18 protein-coding genes are annotated in these 25,276 nt (G+C 37.7%); 12 read left to right on the top strand and 6 right to left on the bottom strand.

The features are described from left to right. Window positions 1-13: 13 nt before the first annotated feature. The 8 genes from HMPREF3230_RS02125 to HMPREF3230_RS02090 all read left to right on the top strand — a co-directional run bounded on the left by HMPREF3230_RS02125 (window position 14) and on the right by HMPREF3230_RS02090 (window position 10,813). Window positions 14-2,806, top strand: coding sequence for a primosomal protein N' family DNA-binding protein (locus HMPREF3230_RS02125; protein ID WP_075523337.1), 2,793 nt, complete (start codon window positions 14-16; stop codon window positions 2,804-2,806). 11 nt (window positions 2,807-2,817) lie between these two features. Beyond that, window positions 2,818-4,071, top strand: a complete 1,254-nt coding sequence (locus HMPREF3230_RS02120; protein ID WP_075523336.1) for a shikimate dehydrogenase family protein — start codon at window positions 2,818-2,820, stop codon at window positions 4,069-4,071. An 80-nt stretch (window positions 4,072-4,151) separates the two neighbouring features. Continuing rightward, complete coding sequence (gene rapZ, locus HMPREF3230_RS02115) at window positions 4,152-5,087, top strand: RNase adapter RapZ (protein WP_082266249.1); 936 nt, start codon at window positions 4,152-4,154, stop codon at window positions 5,085-5,087. A gap of 177 nt (window positions 5,088-5,264) precedes the next feature. Continuing rightward, window positions 5,265-6,203 carry a DNA-binding protein WhiA gene (gene whiA / locus HMPREF3230_RS02110; RefSeq protein WP_075523335.1) on the top strand — a complete coding sequence of 313 codons (939 nt, stop codon included), beginning with the start codon at window positions 5,265-5,267 and terminating at the stop codon, window positions 6,201-6,203. 287 nt (window positions 6,204-6,490) lie between these two features. Further along, complete coding sequence (locus HMPREF3230_RS02105; RefSeq protein WP_075523334.1) at window positions 6,491-7,696, top strand: phosphoglycerate kinase; 1,206 nt, start codon at window positions 6,491-6,493, stop codon at window positions 7,694-7,696. A 114-nt stretch (window positions 7,697-7,810) separates the two neighbouring features. Next, entirely contained in the window at window positions 7,811-8,596 is a 786-nt protein-coding gene (gene tpiA / locus HMPREF3230_RS02100; RefSeq protein WP_075523333.1) for a triose-phosphate isomerase, read from the top strand. Window positions 8,597-8,649: 53 nt separating this feature from the next. Further along, entirely contained in the window at window positions 8,650-8,898 is a 249-nt protein-coding gene (gene secG / locus HMPREF3230_RS02095; RefSeq protein ID WP_075523332.1) for a preprotein translocase subunit SecG, read from the top strand. Between the two features lie 163 nt (window positions 8,899-9,061). Further along, entirely contained in the window at window positions 9,062-10,813 is a 1,752-nt protein-coding gene (locus HMPREF3230_RS02090) for a zinc-ribbon domain-containing protein (RefSeq protein ID WP_075523331.1), read from the top strand. A 301-nt stretch (window positions 10,814-11,114) separates the two neighbouring features. Here the strand turns inward: HMPREF3230_RS02090 and tal are convergent, their stop codons facing one another. Further along, on the bottom strand, window positions 11,115-12,218 hold the full coding sequence (gene tal, locus HMPREF3230_RS02085; protein ID WP_075523330.1) for a transaldolase: 1,104 nt from the start codon (window positions 12,216-12,218) through the stop codon (window positions 11,115-11,117). 222 nt (window positions 12,219-12,440) lie between these two features. Next, window positions 12,441-14,540: a transketolase gene (gene tkt / locus HMPREF3230_RS02080; protein ID WP_075523329.1), complete on the bottom strand. Its 2,100-nt coding sequence runs from the start codon at window positions 14,538-14,540 to the stop codon at window positions 12,441-12,443. Between the two features lie 294 nt (window positions 14,541-14,834). Here tkt and hrcA point away from each other — a divergent pair, with 294 nt between their 5' ends. From hrcA to fmt, 3 genes are all read left to right on the top strand, one after another. Then, window positions 14,835-16,175 (top strand): heat-inducible transcriptional repressor HrcA, encoded by a 1,341-nt coding sequence (gene hrcA / locus HMPREF3230_RS02075; RefSeq protein ID WP_082266236.1) that lies wholly within the window; start codon window positions 14,835-14,837, stop codon window positions 16,173-16,175. Between the two features lie 360 nt (window positions 16,176-16,535). Then, window positions 16,536-17,672 (top strand): molecular chaperone DnaJ, encoded by a 1,137-nt coding sequence (gene dnaJ, locus HMPREF3230_RS02070; protein WP_075523328.1) that lies wholly within the window; start codon window positions 16,536-16,538, stop codon window positions 17,670-17,672. Between the two features lie 70 nt (window positions 17,673-17,742). Then, entirely contained in the window at window positions 17,743-18,723 is a 981-nt protein-coding gene (gene fmt / locus HMPREF3230_RS02065) for a methionyl-tRNA formyltransferase (RefSeq protein WP_075523327.1), read from the top strand. Between the two features lie 4 nt (window positions 18,724-18,727). Here fmt and serB read toward each other — a convergent pair whose 3' ends face one another. Further along, window positions 18,728-19,399, bottom strand: coding sequence for a phosphoserine phosphatase SerB (serB, locus tag HMPREF3230_RS02060; RefSeq protein WP_075523326.1), 672 nt, complete (start codon window positions 19,397-19,399; stop codon window positions 18,728-18,730). A 302-nt stretch (window positions 19,400-19,701) separates the two neighbouring features. Between serB and HMPREF3230_RS02055 the strand changes: the two genes are divergently transcribed. Beyond that, complete coding sequence (locus HMPREF3230_RS02055; protein ID WP_082266235.1) at window positions 19,702-20,538, top strand: inositol monophosphatase family protein; 837 nt, start codon at window positions 19,702-19,704, stop codon at window positions 20,536-20,538. Between the two features lie 81 nt (window positions 20,539-20,619). Here HMPREF3230_RS02055 and HMPREF3230_RS02050 read toward each other — a convergent pair whose 3' ends face one another. The 3 genes from HMPREF3230_RS02050 to purB all read right to left on the bottom strand — a co-directional run bounded on the left by HMPREF3230_RS02050 (window position 20,620) and on the right by purB (window position 25,100). Further along, the gene (locus HMPREF3230_RS02050; protein ID WP_004119480.1) at window positions 20,620-20,901 is read right to left on the bottom strand and encodes an HU family DNA-binding protein; all 282 of its coding nucleotides are present in this window, start codon (window positions 20,899-20,901) and stop codon (window positions 20,620-20,622) included. Between the two features lie 184 nt (window positions 20,902-21,085). Beyond that, on the bottom strand, window positions 21,086-23,536 hold the full coding sequence (locus HMPREF3230_RS02045; RefSeq protein ID WP_075523325.1) for a lysylphosphatidylglycerol synthase transmembrane domain-containing protein: 2,451 nt from the start codon (window positions 23,534-23,536) through the stop codon (window positions 21,086-21,088). Window positions 23,537-23,657: 121 nt separating this feature from the next. Further along, on the bottom strand, window positions 23,658-25,100 hold the full coding sequence (purB, locus tag HMPREF3230_RS02040; protein WP_075523324.1) for an adenylosuccinate lyase: 1,443 nt from the start codon (window positions 25,098-25,100) through the stop codon (window positions 23,658-23,660). Window positions 25,101-25,276 lie beyond the last annotated feature (176 nt).

Genomic DNA, 25,276 nt, shown 5'->3' with positions numbered 1-25,276 from the left:
GAAGGTGTGATTTATGCTGCAACAACCTGAATTAGAAGGTTTAGCGCACAAGAAGAAGCGTAAAAAAAGCGCATCTTATAGTGTGCCTGCACATTCTAATGCTGTTGCTCATGTTATGCTTGATGTTCAAGCTGCGCATTTAGGTCATACTTTTGATTATCTTATTCCAGAAAAATATGATGATATTGCGCGCCCTGGAGTATTAGTTCGAGTTCGTTTTGGCGCAAGACGTGTTAATGGAATTATTTGGTCTAGGTCAGATGAATCTCATACTACAAAAGATTCCTTGAGATTTATTGATCGTGTTTTGTCAAATGGAGTTTTATTATCTTCTTCAATGCGAGCAGATATTCTATCTATAGCTGATGCTTATGGTGGAACTCCTGCAAATATTATTAGGTTGGCTGTTCCTCAAAGAATAGCAAGTGTTGAAGACGATGCTTATTTTTGTAATCGCTCTCAAAAACTTAGGATTAAAACGCTTCGAGAAAAAATTCTTCCATCGCTTAAATTTCACGAAGACTTATCAAGTAATTTAGTTGAATATAACGGCTCAGAGCGTGTATTTCGTACAAGCGATGAGAGGATGATAGCGTCTTATAATAATGCTTTATCTTTGAAGAAAGCATTATGTCATGTTAATAATCCATATTCTTATATTTCTTGTGATGAGCTCAATGAGCTTCGTGATTTTTCTAATGAAGTTAATAACGCTAGTCAATCTTCTTCTTTTATTTTGGATGCTTTGCCGGGCTCTGGACGTTGGGCGCAAGATTTGGCATGGATTATTACAACAGCTATCGGCTCTGGACGACAAGTCGCAGTAGTATTGCCTACATTGCGAGAAGTGAATGATGTTATGCGAGCGCTTATGGTTTGCGGAATCAAACCATATAAGAAGTTAAAAAATGGAGAATTTTCTGGTGATGTTGTGCGACTTTGTGCTGCAGACACTCCAGCAGATAGATATAGGTCTTGGATTGCAATTTCCAAGGGGATTGTTCCGTGTGTATTAGGAACTAGGGCTGCAATGTATGCGCCAGTTGAAGGAGCTGCTCTTTTCGTTATTGTTGAAGATTGTGCTTATCAGCAGGCTGACGGTATGCAACCGTATGCTCAAGCTAGAGGTGTTATGCGATTGCGCGCTAAAAGTCATGGCGGTGTATTCATATCTATGTCTTTTGCGAGGAGTTTAGTTAGCCAATATGAAATTGATAGCGAAGATTATTTAAGATCTTCTCTTAAATCAAATGAATCAAACGAATCAAATAAATTAAATGAATCCAATAATTCAAATAATTACCAAAATTCATCGTTAGTTTCTGGAAAAAGTGAGATTATTACTCCTTTTAATTCTGTTAGATATGAAGCTTCAGCTTGGGTAAGATGGCTTAATCGTGAGACTTTAGAAAAAATTGGCGATGAAAGTGCAGGATTAAGAGTTCCAGATACAGCAGTTAGGATTATAAAAGATGCATTAAGCATTGGTAAGCCTGTGCTAATGTCGATTCCTCAAGATGGAGTTACTCAGTCAGTTATTTGTACTAAATGCCGTCATCAAGCTAGATGTCGTCGTTGTACAGGTCCAATTGATTTTGGTATAGATGGCGCTCATTCAAGGTGCGCATGGTGTGGTAATAGTTTAGCGAATTGGTCGTGTACGTATTGCTCAGGTAAGTCTTTGCGCGCAATTCGTGTCGGTGCATCTGGCACGATTAAGCAGCTTTCAATGCTATTTCCTGGTGTTAAGTTGATTGTTTCATCACCTCATTGTTCAAACGGTATTGTGCATTGGATTAACGAGGAAGCTGTAATTGTAGTTGCAACTCCGGGTGCAGAGCCTAGAGTTAAACGTTTAAATAACAATTATTCTTTTGAAAATAGTAGAAAAGATATTGATTTAGAACCTGATTTTAAGCGTGCTGCAGGCGATGATTTTGTTGATAGCAGTGATCGTGATAATAGTATCAATGGCGTAAGTGATGTAGAAAATATAGGCGAAAATCTTCAAAGTAATCTTCAAAGTAATGCGTCAGATGTTGTATATCTAAATAGAAGTCAAAAAAGTGATAAAAATCACAATAATATTTCTAATATTTCTTCTATTGCATATGAAACATTTACTGGAGAATATCAAGTAGTTGCTTTACTTGACGCGTGGACGAGTTTATATTTGACTAATTTAGATGGTTCATACGATGTATTGGAATCGTGGATGCGTGCTTCTTGCGCTTGCGCTGCAAAATCTCGTGGTGGATGTGTGATGATATTAGGTGAAACTCATAGTGCAATTGCTAAGTCACTTGAATCGTGGGATTCATCTATTTTGGCATCTTATGAGCTTTCTGAGCGAAAGCGAGCTGCTCTTCCTCCAACAGTTTGTGCTGCATGTGTTTGGGGTAGTAGACAAGCTGTTATGAGAGCATTAAAAAATATTGGTGCTATTCATAATTATTGTGATGAAATTGAGTCTAGTAAAATAAAAAATAATGATAACAATGCTGATCATTATATTTCTAGCGGATTTAATAAAGATATTAAAAATAATGATCTTCCTAATATTTTTGTTGATAATGTTGCCATTTCGCCTTTGCTTGGAATAGTACCTATGCATACGCCTGTTAGCGATCACAATTTGCATTTCGAAGAATTGCATGATCGTGTTAAAGCAGTAGTAAGAGTTCCTTTAGAATTTAGAGGGGAATTAGTTAGAAGATTGCGTAAAGAGTTATCTGAACATAGCGCATTTAATTATAAAGGAGAATTGCGTTTTAGTTTTGACGCTAAGGATTTATTGGCTTATTGATAGGAGAGAATATGTGTGAGATTTTTCATTGTGCAGTATTAGGAGATCCTATTTCTCACTCACTTTCTCCTGTATTGCACAACGCTGCTTATAAAGCTTTAGGTCTAACAAATTGGCAATATAGCAAAGAAAAAGTGAGTGAAACAGAGTTAGCTGATTTTATTTTAAAACTTGACGATTCTTGGAAAGGCTTAAGCCTTACAATGCCGCTTAAAAAAGCCGTAATGAAACTTGGTACTCCTTGCGATTATTGGTCTAGCGCACTTAGAGTCGCAAACACAGTGATTTTTACAACAAATCCTGCAATAGCATCTCCTTGTCAAATTGAACTGTGCAACACTGATGTAAATGGCATAATTGCAGTTTTTATTCGAGCTTTGCGAGAGCGCATAAGCCAAGTAAAAAAGGCTGTTATTATTGGTAGTGGTAATACTGCATCATCTGCAATGGCTGCACTTATAGAAATCGCGCAAGCTTCAAAACTTGAAAAAGTGCAAGTTGTTGCTAGAACTGACAATAATGGTAGTGTAAAAGGCGTTGAACGTTTTAATAATATTTTGCGTACCTATTGTGCTGATTTTCCAAATAGCAGAAGTATAGAACCGTGCTTAGAAAGTAACAAAATTCAAAGTAACGAGAATCATGGAATTAAAAGTAACGGAATTCACGATTTTCAAATTAACAAAATTCAAAGTAACGCAAATAATGCAAACTACGAATCGGTTCAAGGCATTGAATTCCCAATATTTAGTGAAGACGTTACAGCGAAATTTGCTGACTATAGTGCGAAAAAATTGTGTGCGGAAAAATTATCTGAATATGATGAATCTCTTATTTTGCAATCTTTAAGTTCACTAGACGCAATTCGAGCAATATCAGAAGCAGACATAGTAATAAGCACTGTTCCAGCGCACGTTGCAGATTTAATAGCTCTAGCTCTAAAAGCTTACTGCCAAAATAGGTGTGTAAAAAGTCTGGGAGTATTGCTTGACGTTGTGTATGATCCTCGCCCAAGTATGCTTCTTAGTGCTTTTAGTCAATACGGATTGGCAATTGGCGGCGAAGAAATGCTTTTATACCAAGCGTTAGAGCAAGTAAAGCTTATGACATTTGCTTACCGGAATTCTAAAGAAAATTTTGCAAATTGTTTTGCAAATTGTGGCGAGAATTGTTTTGCAAATGCTTTAAAAAAAGATTCTGACAAGGCTACAGATTACGATAAGCTAAGCAGTTATATGCGTAAAGAGTTGGAGGAAGCATTATGAATGATGATTCATTGCTTAATGATCGCCATGATGTTGATATGCATAGCGATAGTGTTAAGAGTGAAAATTTTCCAGCTAATATTAAAAATAATGAAGATGATTTTGTAAATCATTCTTTTACTCCGCATAATCATGCACGTAATAGTTCTTTAGCTGATTTTGAAGTAATGCTAATAACTGGAATGAGTGGTGCTGGAAGATCTCATGCTGCAAATGCTTTAGAAGATATGGGATGGTATGTTATTGATAATTTACCGCCTAAGCTGCTTATTCCTTTAGTAGATATGATGACTTCTTCTGGCTCTAAAGTTCATAAACTTGCTGCTGTTATAGATGTTAGATCTCGAGGATATTTTGACGATCTTTTCGCTGTCTTAGCTCATGTTGATGAGTTGGGTGTTAAGACTCAAATACTGTTTTTAGATGCTCATGATGATGTTCTTATTAAGCGCTATGAATCAGTTCGTAGACCGCATCCTTTACAACGTGGTAGACGTCTTATTGATGGTATTCGTGAAGAACGAGAGCTTTTAAGTCATTTGAAAGATTGTGCGAATATTATTATTGATACTTCAACCTTAAGCATTCATCAGCTTTCCACAAAACTTTATGAAAGTCTTCTTGGAAAAGGCTTATCTACTGTATCGGTTCATATTTTTAGTTTTGGATTTAAATATGGAATGCCTATGGATGCTGATTTTGTAGCTGATATGAGATTTTTGCCAAATCCTTTCTGGGTTCCAGAATTAAGAGATTTAACAGGTAAAGATAAAGCTGTGCAAGATTACGTGTTATCTAATCCTCAAGCTGTTTCTTTTTTGGATTCTTATGAAAAAGCATTGCGTACTGCAATTGATGGTTTTGCAAAAGAAGATAAACATTATGTTACGATTGCTGTTGGATGTACTGGTGGTCAACATCGTTCTGTAGCTGTAAGCATTGAGTTAGCAAGAAGATTGCGTATTCATGGTTTACAAGTTACTGTTTCTGCTCGCGAGTTAGCACGTAGAATATAACAATAGTGTTGTAATATCTTGATGCATAGCAATTATTGATGTGCAAATTATTGAGATTTGTTCGAAAATGTCCAAGTCATTCGGTATCACAGAAAGCCGAGCATGTCGATGTTTTGCGCATCATGCACGAATCAAAAAACGCATACTTGAAGAAGAACAAAAGTAGGAGGTTGTCTCTTGGCTCTTCTTGACGACGTCAAAAATGAACTCGTATCGAACGACAACGAGCTCCCGACTGTCATTATGGCTCAAGCGGCTGCGATGATGCGCTTTGCTGGCGGTTTGCGACCAGTTAATAATAAGGCTGTAATTCGTGCCCAATTCGACTCATTGAGCGCTGCTCAGTGGCTTGTCGATGTTTTACGAATACAGTGCAAGCGTGATGCTAGTGTTTCTCAGGTCACTCGTCAAACACCTAACGGATCTGTAATTCGTTATGACGTTCTTGTTGAACATGGCGCTACAGCATTAGCATTGCAATCTGGTTTATTAGATCGTCGTATGCGTATTGTTGCTGGGTTAGCTCCTGAGATTGTTGGTGGAAGTATTGCTCAAGTTAAAGCAGCTTGGCGAGGAGCTTTTTTGGCTCACGGTGCTATTTCAGATCCTGGTAAAGCGAGTTATTTAGAAATTGTTTGCCCTACAGCTGAAGCTGCTACAGCTTTGCAAACAATGGCAGCTCGTTTAGGAATTAGTGCCAAAGCTCGTAAAGTTCGTAGTTCTGAAAGAGTTACTTTAAGAGATTCAGATGCTATTGAGCGTATGTTGAATCTTATTGGAGCTCCACATTCTGCTAGAGAATGGACTGGTAAGCGATCTGATGGTGAAGCACGCGGAAAAGCTAATCGTTTAGCTAATTTTGATGATGCTAATATGCGTAGAAGTGCTCGTGCTGCGACTGAAGCTTGTAAGAAAGTGCGTCATGCATTTGATATTTTAGGCGATGATATTCCAGATAATTTGTTGATGGCTGGACGTTTGCGCTTAGAGCATGCTCATGCAACTTTGGAACAGCTTGGACATTTAGCTAATCCTCCTATTACTAAGGATGCTATTGCAGGACGTATTAGAAGACTTTTGCAGCTTTCAGATAAAGTTGAAAAATCTCGTTCTTAAGATAGTTCTTAAATTTGCACGTGATTTGTAAATGATCTTACAAATTATTTCTGTGTTCGAGCGTAAAGACACAAAAATTATTGGGTTATAAGCGAAATGCTTGTAACCCCAATTTTATATATTTTATTGTGATGCAATTGCAATGTGTATTCGTTTTTTATTACAAATAAAAATGCTTTTTTGTTGGGTTTATGCGATATAATCGCACTTGGCATTTGTAGATTTTCGAGGCAAATTAAACATGCTTCGATTTATATTACTTGCATCATGGTTTTGAAAGGATACCAATGAAGACACTTAAGGATTTGGGAGATTTGAGCGGTAAGCGCGTCTTAGTTCGTGCTGATTTTAATGTTCCTCTCAAGGGTACGACTATCACCGATGACGGCCGTATTCGTGCAGCTCTGCCAACAATCAATGCTTTGCGCAAGCAGAATGCAAAAGTTATTTTGATGGCTCATCTTGGACGTCCAAAGGGACAAGTTGTTCCTGAGCTTTCTTTAGCTCCAGTTGCAGCTCGTCTAGGTGAGCTTCTTGGTGTGAAAGTTGCTTTGGCTGCAGACACTTATGGTGAAGATGCTCAAGCTAAAGTTGCCGCAATGAACAACGGTGACGTTGTTTTGCTTGAAAACGTGCGCTTTAACGCAGAAGAAACCAGCAAGGATGCTTCCGAGCGTGCAGCTTATGCTAAGAAGATTGCGTCTCTTGGTGAAGTATTTGTTTCTGATGGTTTTGGTGTTGTTCACCGTGCTCAGGGCTCTAATTACGATGTTGCTGCAGATCTTCCTTCAGCTGCCGGATTGCTTGTTGAAAAGGAAGTTAAGGCACTTTCTCGTGCAACTGAAAATCCAGAGCGTCCTTTGACTGTTGTTCTTGGTGGTTCTAAAGTTTCCGACAAGCTTGGTGTTATTGAGAACTTGCTCTCTAAAGCTAATCGTTTAGTTATTGGCGGAGGTATGGTATTCACATTCTTGAAGGCTTTAGGTCATGAAGTTGGTACTTCTTTGCTTGAAGAGGATCAGCTTGAGAAAGTTAAAGGATATATTGAAACAGCTAAAGCAAATGGCGTTGAGCTTGTTCTTCCAACTGATATTGTTGTGAACGCAGGTTTCCCAGCAGGCGATACTCCAGTTGCTCCAGAAGTAGTTCCAGCTGATTCTATTCCTTCAGACAAGATGGGCTTAGATATTGGTCCAGATTCACAGAAGCTTTTCCACGACAAGATTGTTGATTCTAAGACAGTTGTTTGGAACGGTCCTATGGGAGTGTTTGAAGTTCCAGAGTTCGCAGATGGCACTCGCGCTGTAGCTCAAGGATTGGTTGATGCTACTAAGAATGGTACTTTCACTATTGTTGGTGGCGGCGATTCTGCTTCTGCAGTTCGTAATCTTGGATTTGCAGAAGATGGTTTCTCTCACATCTCAACTGGTGGCGGTGCTTCACTCGAGTTCTTGGAAGGTAAGACTCTTCCAGGCTTGAGCGTGCTTGACTAGTATTCTTGTAATAAAGTTATTTGTAGATAGTGTGTCGACTCTTAAATATAGGGTCGGCACACTGTTAATTTTTAATCATTTAAGCATTTTTGAGAATTGCTATTAAGGATGAATATGATTCAACGAAGAAAGCCGCTTGTTGTAGGTAATTGGAAGATGAATTTTAATCATCGTGAAGCTACTTATTTTGTTCACAAGTTTGCTTTACTTTTACATGATTTTCATTTTGATTATCGCAAATGTGATGTAGCTATAATGCCATCTTTTACATCTATTAGAAGCGTGCAAGTATTAGTTGAATCAAATAAACTTCCTATACTTTATGGTGCTCAAGCAGTATCTGTAACAGCACAAGGTGCTTTCACAGGTGATGTTTCAGCAGATATGCTTGCAAGTCTTGGATGTTCGTTTGTGATTGTTGGGCATTCTGAGCGTAGAAAATATCATCCTGAAGATGATGCAAATATTGTTGATCAAGTTAGAGCTGTTCTAGCTGCTGGAATGCAGCCGATTCTTTGTGTTGGCGAAAGTTTTGAAGAGCGTAAGCAAGGCATTGAATTAGATTTTGCAGTTGGACAAGTACATGATGTTACTCGTGATTTAGATTCTCAGCAGGCTGAACGTTTGATTATTGCTTATGAGCCTGTATGGGCAATTGGAACTGGCATGGTTGCGAACGCGCAATCTGCACAAGAAGCTGCATATGCTATTCGCGAAGATTTAAGAAATACTTTTTCGCAAACAGTCGCAAATAATGTGCGAATTCTGTACGGTGGATCCGTTACTTCTCAAAATGCATCTACTCTGATACAAGAAGATGATGTAGATGGTTTTCTTATTGGAGGAGCTGCTTTAGATGCAGATGAACTTGCTGATATTGTGAATATTGTAAATAAATAGGTCAATGGTTAGTATTATGCTCAATCAAAGTACTCTATAACGGGAGGTTAGTTGTGAACGCTGTCAAGATTGTTTTGCAAGTATTATTAGTGCTCGCAAGCATTTTGCTCACTCTATTAATTTTGATGCATAAGGGTAAAGGCGGCGGTCTTTCCGATATGTTTGGTGGCGGCTTAACAAAGAACGCTGGTAGTTCTGGTGTCGCTGAGAAGAATTTGAACCGTTGGACTGTGTTTATCGCTTTGTTCTGGGTTGCAATTATTGTGGCTTTGGATTTGATGAGTAAATTCATGTTGATTTAGTGAATTTTATTGCGCGCGGCTTTTTAGTCGCGCGTTTTTTTTTATTTATAAATCTATAAATTTTTATATGTTTCTTTTCTAGAATATAGAACCTGTTTAGTGTGTAAATAGCGTTTTCTTGTAGTATATTGGATTATGTACGAGAGCTAAACGAGGGATTGATATGTTTTGTATAAATTGCGGTAAGAAAGTCGAAGATGATTGGTCTTTTTGCGATAATTGTGGTTTTCCTGTAGAAGATACAGCAGCTACAACATCTACAACCAATTCAACAGCTCCATCAGATACAACAAATGCAGCAAATACAAATTCTGAGTCGAGCTCGCCAATAAATAATAAAAATAATAAAAAAACTAAGCGTAAAGTTATTATAATCTCTATTATTGTTTCACTTGTAGTTGTTTTAGCTGCTGCTATTGGAGTATTTGCCTATTTTGCAAATAATAAAGTATATATTCCTAAATCTTCACAATTGAAGAATATGCCTGTAAATACAATTGAAAGTAATCTTAAAAAACAAGGTTTAACTGTTGAAGTTAAAAAAGAATTTAATAAGTTGAAGAGTGGAAGCTATATAAGATTAAACGGCGCAAATCCGGGAAGTTATGTATTAAAATCTAATAAAATTACGATTGTTGAATCTATTGGTCCAGGAGTTCCAGAAAAAGGTGTAATCGGAGCATCTCTTTCTTCTGCTAAAGAAGTAATTAAAGATATGGGTGTTGAAATAAAGATTCATCAAGTTGTATCTAATAATAAGAAAGATGGAGAAGTTATTGGAGCTGATCCAATGCCTGGAAATTCTGTTATAAATCCAGACCATGACGCTATTCATTTAGCAGTTGCTAGTAAAGGAAAAGGCATACCTATTGATTTATTTGGAATGGATAAAGAAGCTGCTTTAAAGAAACTTGAATCCCTTGGGTTCAAAGACGTTATGCTAACACCTCATTTTTCGTCAAAGAAAATGTTAGGAAAAATTGTTGGTTCTTATCCATCTCTCGGATCAAGCGTAACAAATGGACATATTGATTTGTTATATGGAATTGACGCTTCTAAAACTAAGGAAGCTCTGAGTTCATATGTTGATCATGGTAAATCTTATATAATACAGTTCCTTGATCCACTTTTAGGAAAATGGTGTACTAAATCTGGTAATTGCATAAATATTGAAAAGGTTGTTAAACAATATTCTTCTTTGAAGAATTTAAGACTATCTTTATACACAGTAAATGGTAAGCCTGATTTGAGCGATGACAATCTTAGTACTTCTGCGAAATCATATGTTCCTAATTCAGATAATATTGATGTAGATAAAGTTGATGCTAATAGTTCTGATGAAGTAATTAAAAATATTTTTGATTCATTAAATTTGAATATTACTGTTTCAAAAGATAAGAAAACTAATATGAGAAATCATCTTATTGCGGGAGATTCTGGAGCAGTAGAATTTTATAACGGTAGTTTCCCGTATTGTGGAACTAGTCCATTGATCAATCCTTTTAATTACAAGAAGATTTGTGATCATGGCGTTCTAAAAGATCTTAATGCAAATGAAATAATGGATATTTTCCATGCGATGAAAGATACCTCTAAATGGTCAGGTATGAATTATAGGATTAACGATTTTTATGTAGCTTTCCCTGTTAATTCTAAGTTGAAAAAAGTTGAAGATAGCGGTTACTTTAAGGGAAGTAGTTCTAATCAACCGGACTTAAATCGTCCATTCATTCTTAGAAGAGATCCAAAGTTATATGATAAGAAAGTTATTCCATTTACAGGAACATATAATACTGTTAATAACCCGTTTGTGCCTACAGTCGCGCATAAACCTGTTCCATTTGCGCCTGCTCCTGATGACAATAATGCATACTATTTTGTAGAGCAACCATTTGATTGGAGTTCACTTAAGTAAATTATTAAACTGTTAAATTATTAAATTGTTTACTGTTTACTATTTACTGTTTATTGTTTATTGTTTTTACAAATATAAGTCTTGTTATGCTAAATGTGTAATAGATAAATTAGTAAAAGTAAACAGTATTAAATTTTATTGTTTCAAATATCTTTTTAGCGTATTGATTCTGCGTTCTATCTACTTATTGAGTGCAATTTATTGAGTTATAGATAAAAATAAATAAACCGCATAATGTTTAGGAATATTCCTAATTCAAAATGCGGCTTATTTATTATGTTTTAACTTAAAAAGCTATAAATCATGCATTCACGCGATCAATTCCAGATTGCACGTCAGCAATAACGGAATCCCAAGACTTGATGAATGCTGCAACGCCGTCAGCTTCGAGCTTGTCGGTAACGTCCTTGATGTTAATGCCAAGCTCAGCAAGCTTGTTCATAACAGCGTGGCTCTCTTCGTAAGTGCCCTTAACGGAAGGAGCGCCGTTGCCGTGATCAGCAAGAGCGTTCAAAGTCTTTTCTGGCATAGTGTTGACAACATGCTCAGCAACCAACTCGTCAACGTACTTGCAATCTGAGTAAGCTGCGTTCTTTGTGCCAGTAGAAGCCCAAAGTGGACGCTGCTTCTTTGCGCCCTTAGCTTCAAGAGCAGCCCAACGTGGGTCAGCTGCGAACTTCTTCTCGAAGAGTTCGTAAGCCAAGCGAGCGTTAGCAACAGCAGCCTTGCCTTCAAGAGCCTTAGCTTCTTCGCTTCCGTTAGCTTCGAGGAGCTTATCAACAGCAGTATCAACGCGGGAAACGAAGAAGGAAGCGACACTACCAATGTGCTTCAAGTCATGGCCGTTAGCATCTGCCTGAGCAATACCTTCGATGAAGGCATCGATAACCTGCTCGTAGCGCTCGAGGGAGAAGATCAAGGTTACGTTCACGGAAATGCCCTTAGCAAGGGTAGCAGTGATAGCTGGAAGACCTTCCAAAGTTGCTGGAATCTTGATCATAACGTTTGGACGATCAACCTTTGCCCAAAGCTCTTCAGCCTGCTTCTCAGTGTTAGCAGTATCGTGAGCCAAGCGTGGATCAACTTCGATAGAAACGCGACCGTCAACGAAATCAGTCTTTTCAGCAATCTCGCGGAAGATATCGGTTGCGTTACGAACATCGGTGGTGGTCAACTCGCGGATAGCGGTTTCTACGTCTACCTTGCCGAGTTCCTTAAGCTGTGCATCGTATGGGCCAACCTGGCTTAAAGCCTTCTGGAAAATGGATGGGTTGGTGGTAACGCCAACAACATTCTTGTGAGCAATAAGATCCTGCAAAGAACCGGATTCAATGCGGGTGCGGGACAAATCGTCCAACCAAATAGAAACGCCGGAATCGCTAGTGCGCTGCGTTGCTTCAGTCATGTTATCTCCTTAACACTGTGCTCCACCAATTGGGGCACGTCGGTATTTTGGCGTTTTTACAAGAAACAGCGGTTGATGTCAAACCAACGGTAGCTCGGCATCAACACGCCTTTGCTGCTTCTTGTGAAGTTGCTAAATTAGCACTTCGAGTTTTGTGATTTATCAATACAATGCATTAGCAAAATAGTAGATAAATCAAGTTTTATTTTATATTTCTTGTGCTTAAGCGCGAGCTTCTTCGATAGAAGCCTTAGCAGCTTCTACTACGTGCTCAGCAGTAATGCCCAAGTCAATCATGTTCTGACCGCCGTCACCCTGCAAGCCGTACTGTTCGATAGAAACAGCCTTGCCACAATCGCCAAGATACTTGTACCAAGGCAATGCCAAGCCAGCTTCGATGGAAACGCGAGCCTTGACGGACTTTGGAAGGATTGCTTCCTTGTACTCTTCGTCCTGCTCTTCGAACCATTCGAGGGATGGCATGGAAAGAACGCGAGCCTTAATGCCTTCAGCAGCCAAAGTCTTGGCGCCTGCAACAGCCCACTGAACCTCAGAGCCAGTAGCCATGATGATTACGTCTGGAGTGCCTTCGCAATCAACCAAAACGTAAGCGCCGTGCTTCACGCCTTCGCGAGCCTTTTCAGCAGTCTGAGCGAGGGTTGGAACGCCCTGGCGGGTCAAAATCATGGCAGTTGGGTAGTTGTTCTTCTTTTCGAAGAAGTAGCGGTAAGCTTCAGCAGTTTCGTACTCGTCTGCTGGGCGCACGACCTCAAGCTGAGGAATAGCGCGGAAAGCAGCCAAGTGTTCGATTGGCTGGTGAGTTGGACCGTCTTCGCCCAAAGCTACGGAATCGTGGGTCCAAACGTAGAGGTTTGGAATCTCCATCAAAGCAGCCAAGCGAACTGCTGGGCGCTCGTAGTCAGAGAACTGGAAGAATGTGCCGTTGAATGGGCGAGTGTCAGAACCAAGCAAAATACCGTTGGTAATAGCACCCATTGCGAACTCGCGCACACCAAAGTGAAGCTGACGGCCGTACTCGGAAACGTTTGGCCAAGTGCGTGTTGCGTCTTCAGATGGACCGAAGGAGTCAGCTCCCTTAATGTTTGTGTTGTTAGAGCCGCCCAAATCAGCAGAGCCACCCCAAAGTTCTGGCATAACAGCAGCAATTGCGTTAAGAACTGCGCCGGAAGCTTTACGGGTAGCAACCTTAGAGCCAACTTCGAAGCCAGCAACCAAGTCGTCAATAGCCTTGTCGAAGCCTTCAGGAAGCTTGCCAGCCTTAATGCGCTCGTAAAGAGCAGCCTTATCTGGGTTGGCAGCAGCCCACTTTGCGAGAGCTTCATCCCAAGCCTTATGAGCAGCTAAGCCACGTTCTGCAACCTTGCGAGCGTGAGCCAAAGCTTCTTCATCGATTGGGAACGAAACTTCTGGGTCGAAACCGCAAAGTTCCTTCAAGCCTTTCACAGCTTCTTCGCCAAGCTTGGATCCGTGTGAAGCTTCGTTGTTAGTCTTGCCTGGTGTTGGCCAAGCAATCAAAGTATTAACCTTAATGAAGTGAGGCTTATCGGTAACTTCCTGAGCCTTTTCTATAGCTGCAGCCAAAGCCTGAACGTCTTCCTTGTAGGAGCCGTCTGGCTGGATGAAGCTAACTTCATCAGTGTACCAACCGTATGCACGGTAACGAGCAAGAATATCTTCAGAGAAGGTGAGCTTTGTATCTCCTTCAATCTGAATGTGGTTTGCATCGAAAATAACAGTTAAGTTACCGAGCTTTTGGTTTCCAGCTAAGGAAGCAGCTTCAGAAGAAACGCCTTCCTCAACATCGCCTTCGCCACAAATAACCCAAACTTTGTGATCAAATGGGGAAGTGCCTTCTGGAGCTTGTGGATCAAGAAGTCCGCGCTCAAAGCGTTGACCATAAGCAAAGCCAACAGCAGAAGCAAGACCTTGTCCAAGAGGACCAGTAGTCATTTCAATTCCTGGAGTTAAACCATATTCTGGGTGACCTGGAGTACGTGTGTCTGCACCGCCACGGAAATACTTGAGATCATCAAGAGTTAAGCCGTATCCAGAGAAGAACAATTGCACGTATTGCGTAAGTGAAGCGTGACCACCAGAAAGAATAAAACGATCGCGTCCGGCCCACTTTGGGTCAGCTGGATCATGCTTAATGAAATGCTGGTACAAGGTGTACGCAATTGGTGCTAATGAAACAGGGGAGCCAGGATGTCCATGTCCTGCTCGCTCAACAGCATCAGCCGAGAGAACCTTCGCCATTTTTACGGCGCGCTCGTCTAATGCAGACCAGTTGAAATCGGTCATGTGATCTACTTTCCTTCCAATAATTCGGGTTTTTAAGCACAGCTCACGCTGGCTTTTTACCCTCACATTGCGATTTCATCCTATCTTTTGCATCAGACTAAAGGTTATAAAGTGTGTCAAGAAATATTTCTTACGATTGCTTTTAATGATTATAATCTGATTATAATTTGGTTATAATCTATTGGAATTTATTTACTCTATTAACTTACAGTTAGTGACTGTAAATAGTAGTATTTTTTGCTAACATAATAAAAACGAAGTTATATTACCTAATTGAATATGAGAGGAAAGTCAATGCAATCACGACGCATGATGGTACTTCGAGCGGTCGTTGAAGATTATATTCGTTCTCAAGAGCCTGTTGGCTCTGCATCTTTGACTAAGAATCATCATTTAGGTGTTAGTTCTGCAACTATTCGCAACGATATGTCTGCTTTAGAGGAAGAAGGATATTTAGTTCAGCCTCATACATCTGCAGGTAGAATTCCTACTGAAAAAGGATATAGATATTTTGTTGACGGTTTGGCTTCGATTATCCCTCTTTCTGAAGCTCAGCGTAGAGGTATTCGCAACTTTTTAAGTGGATCTGTAAGCTTGCAAGATACTTTACAGCGTTCAGCTCGTTTACTAGCAAGTATTACTGGTCAGATTGCTTTAGTAGCATCTCCATCCTTATCTAAATCTCGAGTTCGGCATATTGAATTAGTGCAAGTTTCGGAATCAACTTTATTAGCTGTTATTATCACAGATACCGGCAGTGTTGCACAACATATGTTGCCTATTGGAAATATTCATGTTGACGATTTTTCATCTTTAACAACTGTCATCAATAATAAGTGTGTTAATGCTCCTTTTGATTTAGCTGCACGCTATGTAAGAGATTTGTCTTTACATATTGACGATTCTAATATGCGAATTGTTATTTCAAGTTTGGCTGCAGCAATAGATGATATGTACGCTGGAGAGCATGCTCATGATTTGTATGTTGCTGGAGCTTCTCAACTAGCACATAAACATCATGCTAATGATTTTGCACAATTATTTGATGCTCTAGAAGAACAAGCTGTAATCATGCGTTTGATGACTTCTTTGAGCGAAGAAGCTAGTGATTGCGTAAACGGAGTAAGTGTTGCTATTGGATCTGAAACTCATACTCCTGAGTTATTGAACGCTTCTGTTGTAACTAGCGGATATGGATATGATTCGTCTATTGAGTGCGATGAAAGTGAATCTTCTTTATATAACGAAGATAATATTAAAGATAGTAGTAATGAAGATAGTAGTAATGAAGATGCGACTTTTTCATCATCAACTTATAGGTCTAAAACTTCTAATAGATTTAATGAATCTAATGAATCTAAAGTGTTAAGCTGTGATTACTTAGTTAAGAAAGAGAATACAAAAAATTGCATTGATAATATTTGTATTAGCACATTAAAAAGTTCAGATGATTATAAGAAATCTTCTAATAATAAAGATATTAGTGATAATTCGCTTAATAACACTTCTCATACGAATGTTCCAGTTGCTTTTATAGGATCAATCGGTCCGCAACACATGGATTATGCTGTTACAATGTCTGCTGTTAGAGCAGTTGCGCGTTATCTTAATACTTTCATATCTCATAATAGCTGAAAAATAATATGCTATATTTGAACTTTATTTGAGTTAATAAAATAAAAGTAAGGTGACTGAAAAATAATAAAATAAAGTAGTAGGATTCGCTAATCAAATATAATTAAATATAATCTTAAAACTAATAAAAATATAATGTTAAAACTAATAAAATTGATGTAAAAACTGGTGAAACTTCAAGCAAAGCTCACGGAAAACTTCAATAAAACTACAAGAAAAACTAAAATATTGCTGAAAGAATTTACATCAGTTAAAGATTTCTATGCTAATGTTGACTTTGCCTAATGCCACAATAAGATGACGTTGGAAGTTAGAATAAGTTTCATTGCGTGTTTTCGATGAAATAAATGAGGGATTATAGTGACTGATTATTACGAGATTTTAGGCGTTGATCGTAATGCAAGTGATGATGATATTCGTAAAGCTTATAGGAAGATGAGTCGTAAGTATCATCCTGATCTTGCAGGTGCAGAATTTGAAGATAAGTTTAAGGAAGTAAATAACGCTTACGAAGTTTTGTCAAATCCTGAAAAACGTCGAATGTACGATATGGGTGTTGATCCTAATAATCCATCTTCAGGTTCTTCTGCTGGTAATCCATTTGATATGGATATGGGTAGCGTTTTCTCGCAATTCTTTGGTGGAACTACTAGCTCACCAATTTCGAGAGTTCAAAGAGGTTCTGATTCGTTAGCAGAAGCTAATATCGACTTAAAGACTGCAGTTTTCGGTGGAACTGTAAAGATTAAAGTATCCACTTTTGGATTATGTAAAGATTGCAATGGAAATGGCTCTAGCGATGGAAATTCTCCTGTTACATGCCCGCAATGCCATGGAACTGGTTCAACTCAAAAAGTTATTCATACTTTGTTAGGTCAAATGATGACTTCTATGCCTTGTGGAATGTGTGAAGGTCATGGAACTATTATTAAAAACGTTTGTTCTCAATGCCGCGGAACTGGTCGCGTTCGCACTGTTCGTGAAGTTGGAGTAAATATTCCAGCTGGAATTAACAATCAATCTAGACTTCGTTTAGCATCTCAAGGCGAAGTAGGCGAGTGTGGCGGACCTGCCGGAGATTTGTACATTGATGTTTTAATCCGAAATGATAAACAATTTACTAGAGAAGGTGATGATTTACATTGCTGGATTGAAGTTCCTATGAGCTGGGCTGTATTAGGACACAATACAACAATTCACACTTTTGACGGAGATAAAGAAGTTGCTATCCCTCAAGGTTGCCAAAATGAGGATGTTATTACTTTACAAGGCTTAGGATCTAGAATAATGCGTTCTGAAAATAAAGAACGTGGCAATTTACTTGTTCATGTAAACGTTAATATTCCTACTAAATTGAGTTCTAAAGAACGTGAGTTAATGGAGCAATTTGCAAAGATTCACGATTTAGAAGTTAAAGATATAAAGCAAACTTCAGTAAAAGAGAATTTAAATCGTAAAGGTTTCTTTAGTAAGCTTAAAGATGCTTTTATAGATTAGCTTTAGCTAGTTTATATTGGTTTTATATTAGTTTTAGTTAGTTTTAGTTGGTTTTTTTAGTGGAGTGTTTATGGTATTACCATTGTTATTCGCTGGTACTCCTGAAGTTGCAGTGCCATCTCTTCGCTTATTAGCTGAAGATCATGAACATTTTGATGTGCGCGCTGTTCTTACGCGCCCTGATGCGCCAACTGGACGAGGAAGAAAATTAGTACAAAGTCCTGTAAAACAGGCAGCTTTAGAATTAGGTTTACCTGTATGGCAATCAGATCCTAGTGAAGAAGAGTTATTTATTAAGCAATTAAAGGATTCCGGTATTAAAGCTGCTGCAGTAGTAGCATATGGAAAGATTTTACGCGAACCTGTATTAAATGCTTTGCCTTTAGGATGGTATAATCTTCATTTTTCACTTTTGCCTCAATGGCGTGGAGCTGCACCTGTTCAAAGATCCATTTGGGCTGGAGATGATGTTACTGGAGCTACAGTATTTCGTATTACTAAAGGTATGGATTCTGGTCCTATTCTTTCTCAATACACTACTGAAATCGGATCTCATGAAACTTCTGGAGATTTGTTAAAACGACTAAGTTTAGATTGCGCTCCTTTGCTTTGCACTTCTCTTAAAGGAGTTGAATCTGGAACTATTATTCCAATAGAGCAACCTTTAGGATCGTATGAAGTAGCTCAAAAAATCACAGTTGAAGATGCCCATATTCGTTTTGATATTCCAGCTTTTGCTCTCGATCGTCAAATTCGTGCTTGCACTCCAAATCCTGGTGCTTGGTGTAATTTAGTTGATACAACACATAATGAATCAGAATTAAAGTTGCATATTATTAAGTGTGCTTTAGCTGATAACAATGATTTACAAAAAAAGGGAGTTGTAAATCTTTTACCTGGAAGATTATTTATAGATAAGCATCATGTTTGGGTTGGTACTTCTAATGGAGTTTTAGAGTTGCTAGAAGTAAAAGCACAAGGGAAAAAGTCTATGAACGCTGCAGATTGGGCTAGAGGAGCGCATTTAAGCGATCAAGCACATTGTGAATAATAAGCTATATTTTTTTGCTAATAAACTTCAAAACTTCACGTAGATCTCGCTTATCTATGATGTTTGGAATTTTGTTTTTAACTATTTCTTTAGCACAAAATGCGATTCCTGTTCCTGCACAAGTTAGCATTTTAATATCGTTAGCGCCATCTCCAATTGCAACAGTGTTTTCTATGCTTATGTTATTTTCATAAGCCCATTTTTTCAGCATATAAGATTTATAATCTTTGTTTACGATTTGCCCCGCCACGCGTCCACTTAATTTCCCATTTACAATTTCTAAATGATTTGCTGCCCAAAAGTCTATAGAAATAGAAGATAATATATCATCTATAACTTCATGAAATCCACCGGAAACAGCTCCAATTTTCCATCCATATGAATGAAGAATCTCAATCAATTCTTTAGTTCCATAAGTTACATGTATTTTTTCGCGTATTTTAGTTAATATTGATGAATCTGTATTTTTAAGCATTGAAACTCTTTTAACTAGTGAAGTATTAAAATCAATTTCTCCTTGCATAGCTTTATGTGTTATATCTTCTACTTCTTTTGCTACTCCAGACTCTTGTGCAAGCAAATCAATTACTTCTTCGTCAATAAGAGTTGCATCAACGTCCATAACTAAAAGCCCGTGTCTAAAAGCTTGAGTTTGGCACTTTTTATATTCATCCATATCTGATACTGTATATATGATGTACAACAAATCAAATAAGAATCTTTGATTGTTATATGTTTGTTCTTATGAGTTTTATGAATGGATGTAAGTCTTACTTGTAGTAAAACTTAGTTTTATATGTTTTATATGTTTTATATGTTTTATATGTTTTTATTGTGATAATTGTGAAATTTTATTGGAGTGTTTGAAATATAATGTGTATACGCTTTGTAACATGCTAAAACTTGAGTAAAATAGATGCAAGATTTTAAGAGAATATGTGGATACAGATGAGATACAGACGATAGAGAGGTGAGAATATGTCAGAAATAAATTTAAGAGAAGCAGCATTAGAAGTAGCTAGAATTTTAGAGGATGTTGGGAAACACGCTTATCAAGATCAATTAAGTCCTAGAGATATGAGCTCTTTAGCTCTTGGGGATCCAACGCAGTCATCATCAGAGTTTGGCGATAAACTTATTCGTTTTATTGAGAATCGTTTAACATACATTAACGCATTCCAAGGTTTTTGGCGCAATCGTCATGAGCATTGTAAGCCTGGGGAGCGCTTTTGGTGCGTTGGTAGTATTGATGGAGCAATCAATTTTAATAGAGATATGGCAGAGTGGACTCTTACTGTTTCTTTGTTTGAATTTAATGAAGAAAGCTCAGCTCAACCTGTTTTAGGTGTTGTTCACGCTCCTGCTCTAGGTCTTACATATTTAGCAGCTAAAGGTCAAGGTGCTATTCGAATACGTCGTACTCCTAATGGTGAAAAACGCGAAAAAATTACTCCTTCTACAACATCAACCTTACAAGGATCTGTTGTGTGTTACGGAATGTCGTATATTCCAGAAGAATCTAAGAGAGCTTTAGATGTTGTGTCTTCATTAGAAGGTGGACCTGCAGATATTAAACGTATAGGCCCTGCATCTCTTGATTTGTGTAAAGTTGCAGACGGTACATACGATGCATATTTCGAGCCGCATCTTCATTATTGGGATATTCCTGGTGTTTCTGCAGGTGCAGTTGTTGTAAAAGAAGCACAAGGAACTGTATGCCAATGGGATGGAAGTTCTATACATTGGCGTAGAGAAAATGATGTAGTTGCCTCTAATGGTTTAGTTATTAAAGAATTACAACAATACTTACATTAGAAAAAATTGAAGGGACATAGCAACACAGCGAAATGTCCCTTCAATATTTTTTATTTTACGCTTTTAGTGTAAAAGTGTGATTCAGGCAGTTACAGCCTTTTTCAACAAAGAACCAGCAGAGATACGCACACCGTAGGATGCAGGAATCTTGATGGTTTCACCGGTGCGTGGGTTACGACCAGTGCGCTCAGCGCGCTTTACACGCTCTGCAGAGAAAAGACCAGTAAGCTTCAAACCTTCGCCGGACTGCAAAGCCTCAACGAACACATCCTGGAATGCGTTGACGGCGGCTTCGGCCTGTGCCTTGGTCAAATTGGACTTCTGTGCGATCTTCGAAACGAGATCAGACTTGTTGTATGCCATGCAGCATCCTTTGTGTCAGGGGCCTTTCTCTTTCAAAGGCCACACTCATACTTGATATTAGTACATTTTCCCTACAAATGTAGCCATTTTTGATGATTTCTTAAACTTTTTTAATATTTTTTTCAAAAATGAGTCTTTAGTAAATAGCAAAACTATTATTTAGTGTTCTAAATTGCGTTTTTCTCTATATATTGCCAGTTTTACTAAGCCATCTCATAGACATAGCTCCTAAAGGTATTCTTAACCAATAAAACATCAATCTATAAAGAAGTGTTGCAGATAATGCAATTGTCGGCGGAACTCCAACTGATGTAAATGCGAATGTCAATGATGCTTCTACAGCTCCTAATCCTCCAGGAGTTGGTATAGCAGAGCCTGCAGCATTTGCAACTAAGAATAGCAATATTGTTTCTAAAGGATTTGCATAATAGTCGAAAGCAAGAAGTGAAATCCAATATCCTAATCCAACTGCTATAACTAATATGATTGCTCCAAAAATACTGATAAAAAGTTGTATTGGCTTAGAAATCATTTCTTTAATTTGCTGTCCATAAGCAAAAAGAATTGGTAAATAGCGCTTTGTTATTTTTTTACGAATAGGAGCAATTGCCATGCATATGCTTACAATCAATGTAACTAATCCAATTACTGTAATAAACATATGCGTTGGGATCATTCCTGAAAGTACATTTCTTCCAGTAAAAATACCGATTGCGAACATAACAAGCGTTGTCATAATAGCTTGGATCATCCAAGTTGCACTTGTAATAGCTGTAGCTGCAGTAGGAGAGTAGCCTTGCTTTTTTAGAAGTTGAAGATTTACAAACGCTGGTCCTACTCCAGCTGGCATAGAAACAGCTGTAAAACCTGATGCTACTTGTGAGCAGAATAAAACCCAAGCAGAAGGCTTAGCGTCATCCATGAATGAGCTTAATGTTATTGCTGAACCAATCCATGCTGCAATGCTGCATAATAAGCATATTAAAACTAGTAGAGGGTTCGCCATTCTTAGAGCTTTAACTAATTCTTGTAAATGTAATTGCGTGATTATAACTACACCAGCAATAATTGCTAAAACTATACTTACAAAGAATCGAATATTGAAACGAGAAAGACGTATTGCTGTTACATCTTCTTCGTTCACTTGCTCTATAACATTCGCGCTTATTTTATTATTTAATTCCTCAAGCATTTTCTTATTAACTGAAGGCAATGCTCTTGTAGATGCAGGTATAGCAGCTTTTTGCATAAAAGGTAGCAAATCAGCTAAAGTGTTACGTCCCCATGATTCAATTGCTGCTTGAATCGCATTATCTATGCCAATTAAAGCTGCAATAAGTGTTAATAATTGTACTTTATCTAAAGCAATATTGTTTTTATCACTAGCAACATCGCCATTATGCCATCCAGCTATAATTGGCGTTCCATCTTCTAATCTAGCTAAAGTTTCTGGAGTAATTCTCCTATGAGTAATACCTCTACTATTAGCAATATCAAGATATCTCATAAATCTAGCAGCATCATCAATAGTCATAGTATTAAGATTGCATGGGCTAGGAGTGTTATTAGAGTTAAAAACCATCATTGATGACTTTTCAAAATCTGTAACTCCATAAAAATTAGCTGTTGCTAATCTTAGATTTCTTAATGCAAGTAACATTGAAAGATGATGATGAACTGTATGACGAGCTGAAGGATCTCTTCTAACAGGAACGTCAATAAGTCTAATCCATTGCCAAAGCTGATTTATGTATCCTGGTAAGTGAACTTGATTGTCTAAAACAGAAATTACGTAACGATTGCCATGAATATCGGTCGCATCATACATACGAGAATTTTCTATTAAATCGTCATCTAAACTAGAGCGAAGCATTCCAGAATGATCTGCTTGTTGGTTTCGTCTAGTTAATTGCACTAAATTATTGATTCCTATATTGCTTAAAGCGTCAACAATATCGTCACCCCAAGCACCTTTGCTTTTAGTTCCTTTAATAAATCTAACTAAAGTTCCAATAGTTCTGCCAATACACCATGATGCTAGTACTCCAGTTAAAGAATTCCATGATGTCATAATCAAAATAGGAGCAGTGACAATCAAAGTATTCCAAGATATTTTCAGTATTCTATTATCTCTTCTAGGACCACTTACAGTAAGGAAAGCTACTAGTACTGCATACATATCTGGCAATAATTCAAATACTTCTATACCTTGAGAATTAGAAATTGAAGTAAGGGATGCGAAAAGAGAAGGACTATTTAATTTTGCAAGCATATAAGAAATTGCCCATGAAATTAAATATGTTAAAAGCAAAGTGATAGTTGATATTGATATATCAACCCATCTTTTTGCTCTAATCATACTCGCAAGAACAACTGTGACGATTATAATAGTTAAACCTTGTTGCATAAGAGATGAAGGAACATCTGTTATAATCCACACAATAATTTTGCCAGCATTTCTAGCATCGTGCTCGACACCTGCAGTAGTACCAGAAAGATACATTGCTGAAAGAATTACAACAAAGCTTAAAACCAATGACAAAATCGCATAAAGTAAATCTGCTAGATTTCTCACTCTACTAGGCTGAGTGTCATTGATAACAACATCTGTATGTGAAACTACTTGCGTTTGCATTTGAACGTACCATCAATTGTATGCGTATTTAATGTTATTCTGCTCAAATTAGAACAGGAATGCATAGCGTGCTATTGTATAACACACTATGCATAGTTTACATGATTCTTAATAATATTCCTTATTCAAGAAAATCAACTAATTTTGAAGCCAATCCTGTATAAGTTTCTGGCTTTAAAGAAGTTAAACGTTTAGATGTTTCAGAATCAAAGTTTCTAGAAGAAATGAAGGATTCAACGTCTTCTTGGTTAATCTTGTTTCCTCGCATTAGTTCTTTAACTTGTTCATAAGGGCGTTCCATACCCTCAACTCCAGCAATCTCTTCAGCTCGCATAGCAGTTTGTATTGGTTCGCCTAAAACTTCCCAATTGTTATTCAATTCTTGTTTCATAAAATCACTATTAGGATGAATTGATTGTAATCCTCCAAATAGATTGTTAAGAGCAAGTATTGCATATCCAAACGCTGAACCAATATTTCTTTGCGTTGTTGAATCTGTTAAATCTCTTTGCCATCTGCTCTCAGTAAGAGTTGCACAAAGAGTGTCGAGTAAGGAGCAAGAAATTTCGAGATTTGCTTCAGCATTCTCAAAACGAATAGGATTTACTTTATGAGGCATGGTAGAAGATCCTGTTGCGCCTTTAACTGGAACTTGTACAAATACTCCTCTAGAAATGTACATCCATATATCAACAGCAAGATTATGTAAAATATGGTTGATGTGGCTAACAGTGCTATATAATTCAGCTTGCCAATCGTGACTTTCTATTTGAGTAGTTAAAGGATTGAAATCAAGATTCATGCGATTTGTTACAAATTCTTTTGAAACGCTAATCCAATCGACTTCCGGGAATGCTACTACATGCGCTCCAAAAGTTCCAGTAGCACCATTTATTTTCCCAAGATAATCTTGATTATCTAAATGCTTTTGCTGTCTTTGCAAGCGATAGGCATATACAGCAAGTTCTTTTCCTAAAGTAGTTGGAGTTGCAGGCTGACCATGAGTAAGCGAAAGGAGAGGCATATCGCGATATTCTCGTGCTTTTTTAACTAGATAATCCACTATTTGGTCTAATTGCTTTCTATAAACATTTTTCACAGCGTTTTTTACGCATCGAGCAATAGAAAGATTATTTATATCTTCACTTGTGCAAGCAAAATGAACAAGAGTTTTAAGCGAAGAAAGTTGAGTTTTATGCTTTAACTTTTCTTCTGCTTCGTCTAAAGCGTCATCAATGTAGTATTCAACAGCTTTTACATCGTGATGAGTAATAGCTTCATGAGCTGCATGACGTGCAATTCCTTCTTTATCAAAATTTTCTGGAATAGAACGCAAATATTCACATTCTTCATCGCTTAAACGTTCAACGCCTTTAACGATTGGCATAAAGTTATTTGCTTTATAACCATTTGCTAAAAGAATCATCCATTCTACTTCTACTCGCATGCGTTCGCGATTTAATGCAGGTTCGCTTAAGTATTCAACTAGAGGAGAAGTTTGTGTATGATAGCGTCCATCGAGTGGAGTAAGAGCAATAGCAGGAGAAATATCAGTAAGCTTCATAGTTTTACCTTACATCAAACTAGGAATTAGACTAACAAGTTTTAGTTTGCTATAAGTTAAATCTCTGCCTAAACTAATTGGGAAGTATACACTGTAAATAAAACTATAGGTTTATTTACAGGATTTTCCTATTAAATGGGGTTGAGCTCTCGGAGTTTCTCTCATCGCAAGATTTT

The organism is Gardnerella vaginalis (genome assembly GCF_001563665.1).
Lineage (GTDB): Bacteria > Actinomycetota > Actinomycetes > Actinomycetales > Bifidobacteriaceae > Bifidobacterium > Bifidobacterium vaginale_A.
This window is presented reverse-complemented; position numbering and strand designations above follow the sequence as displayed.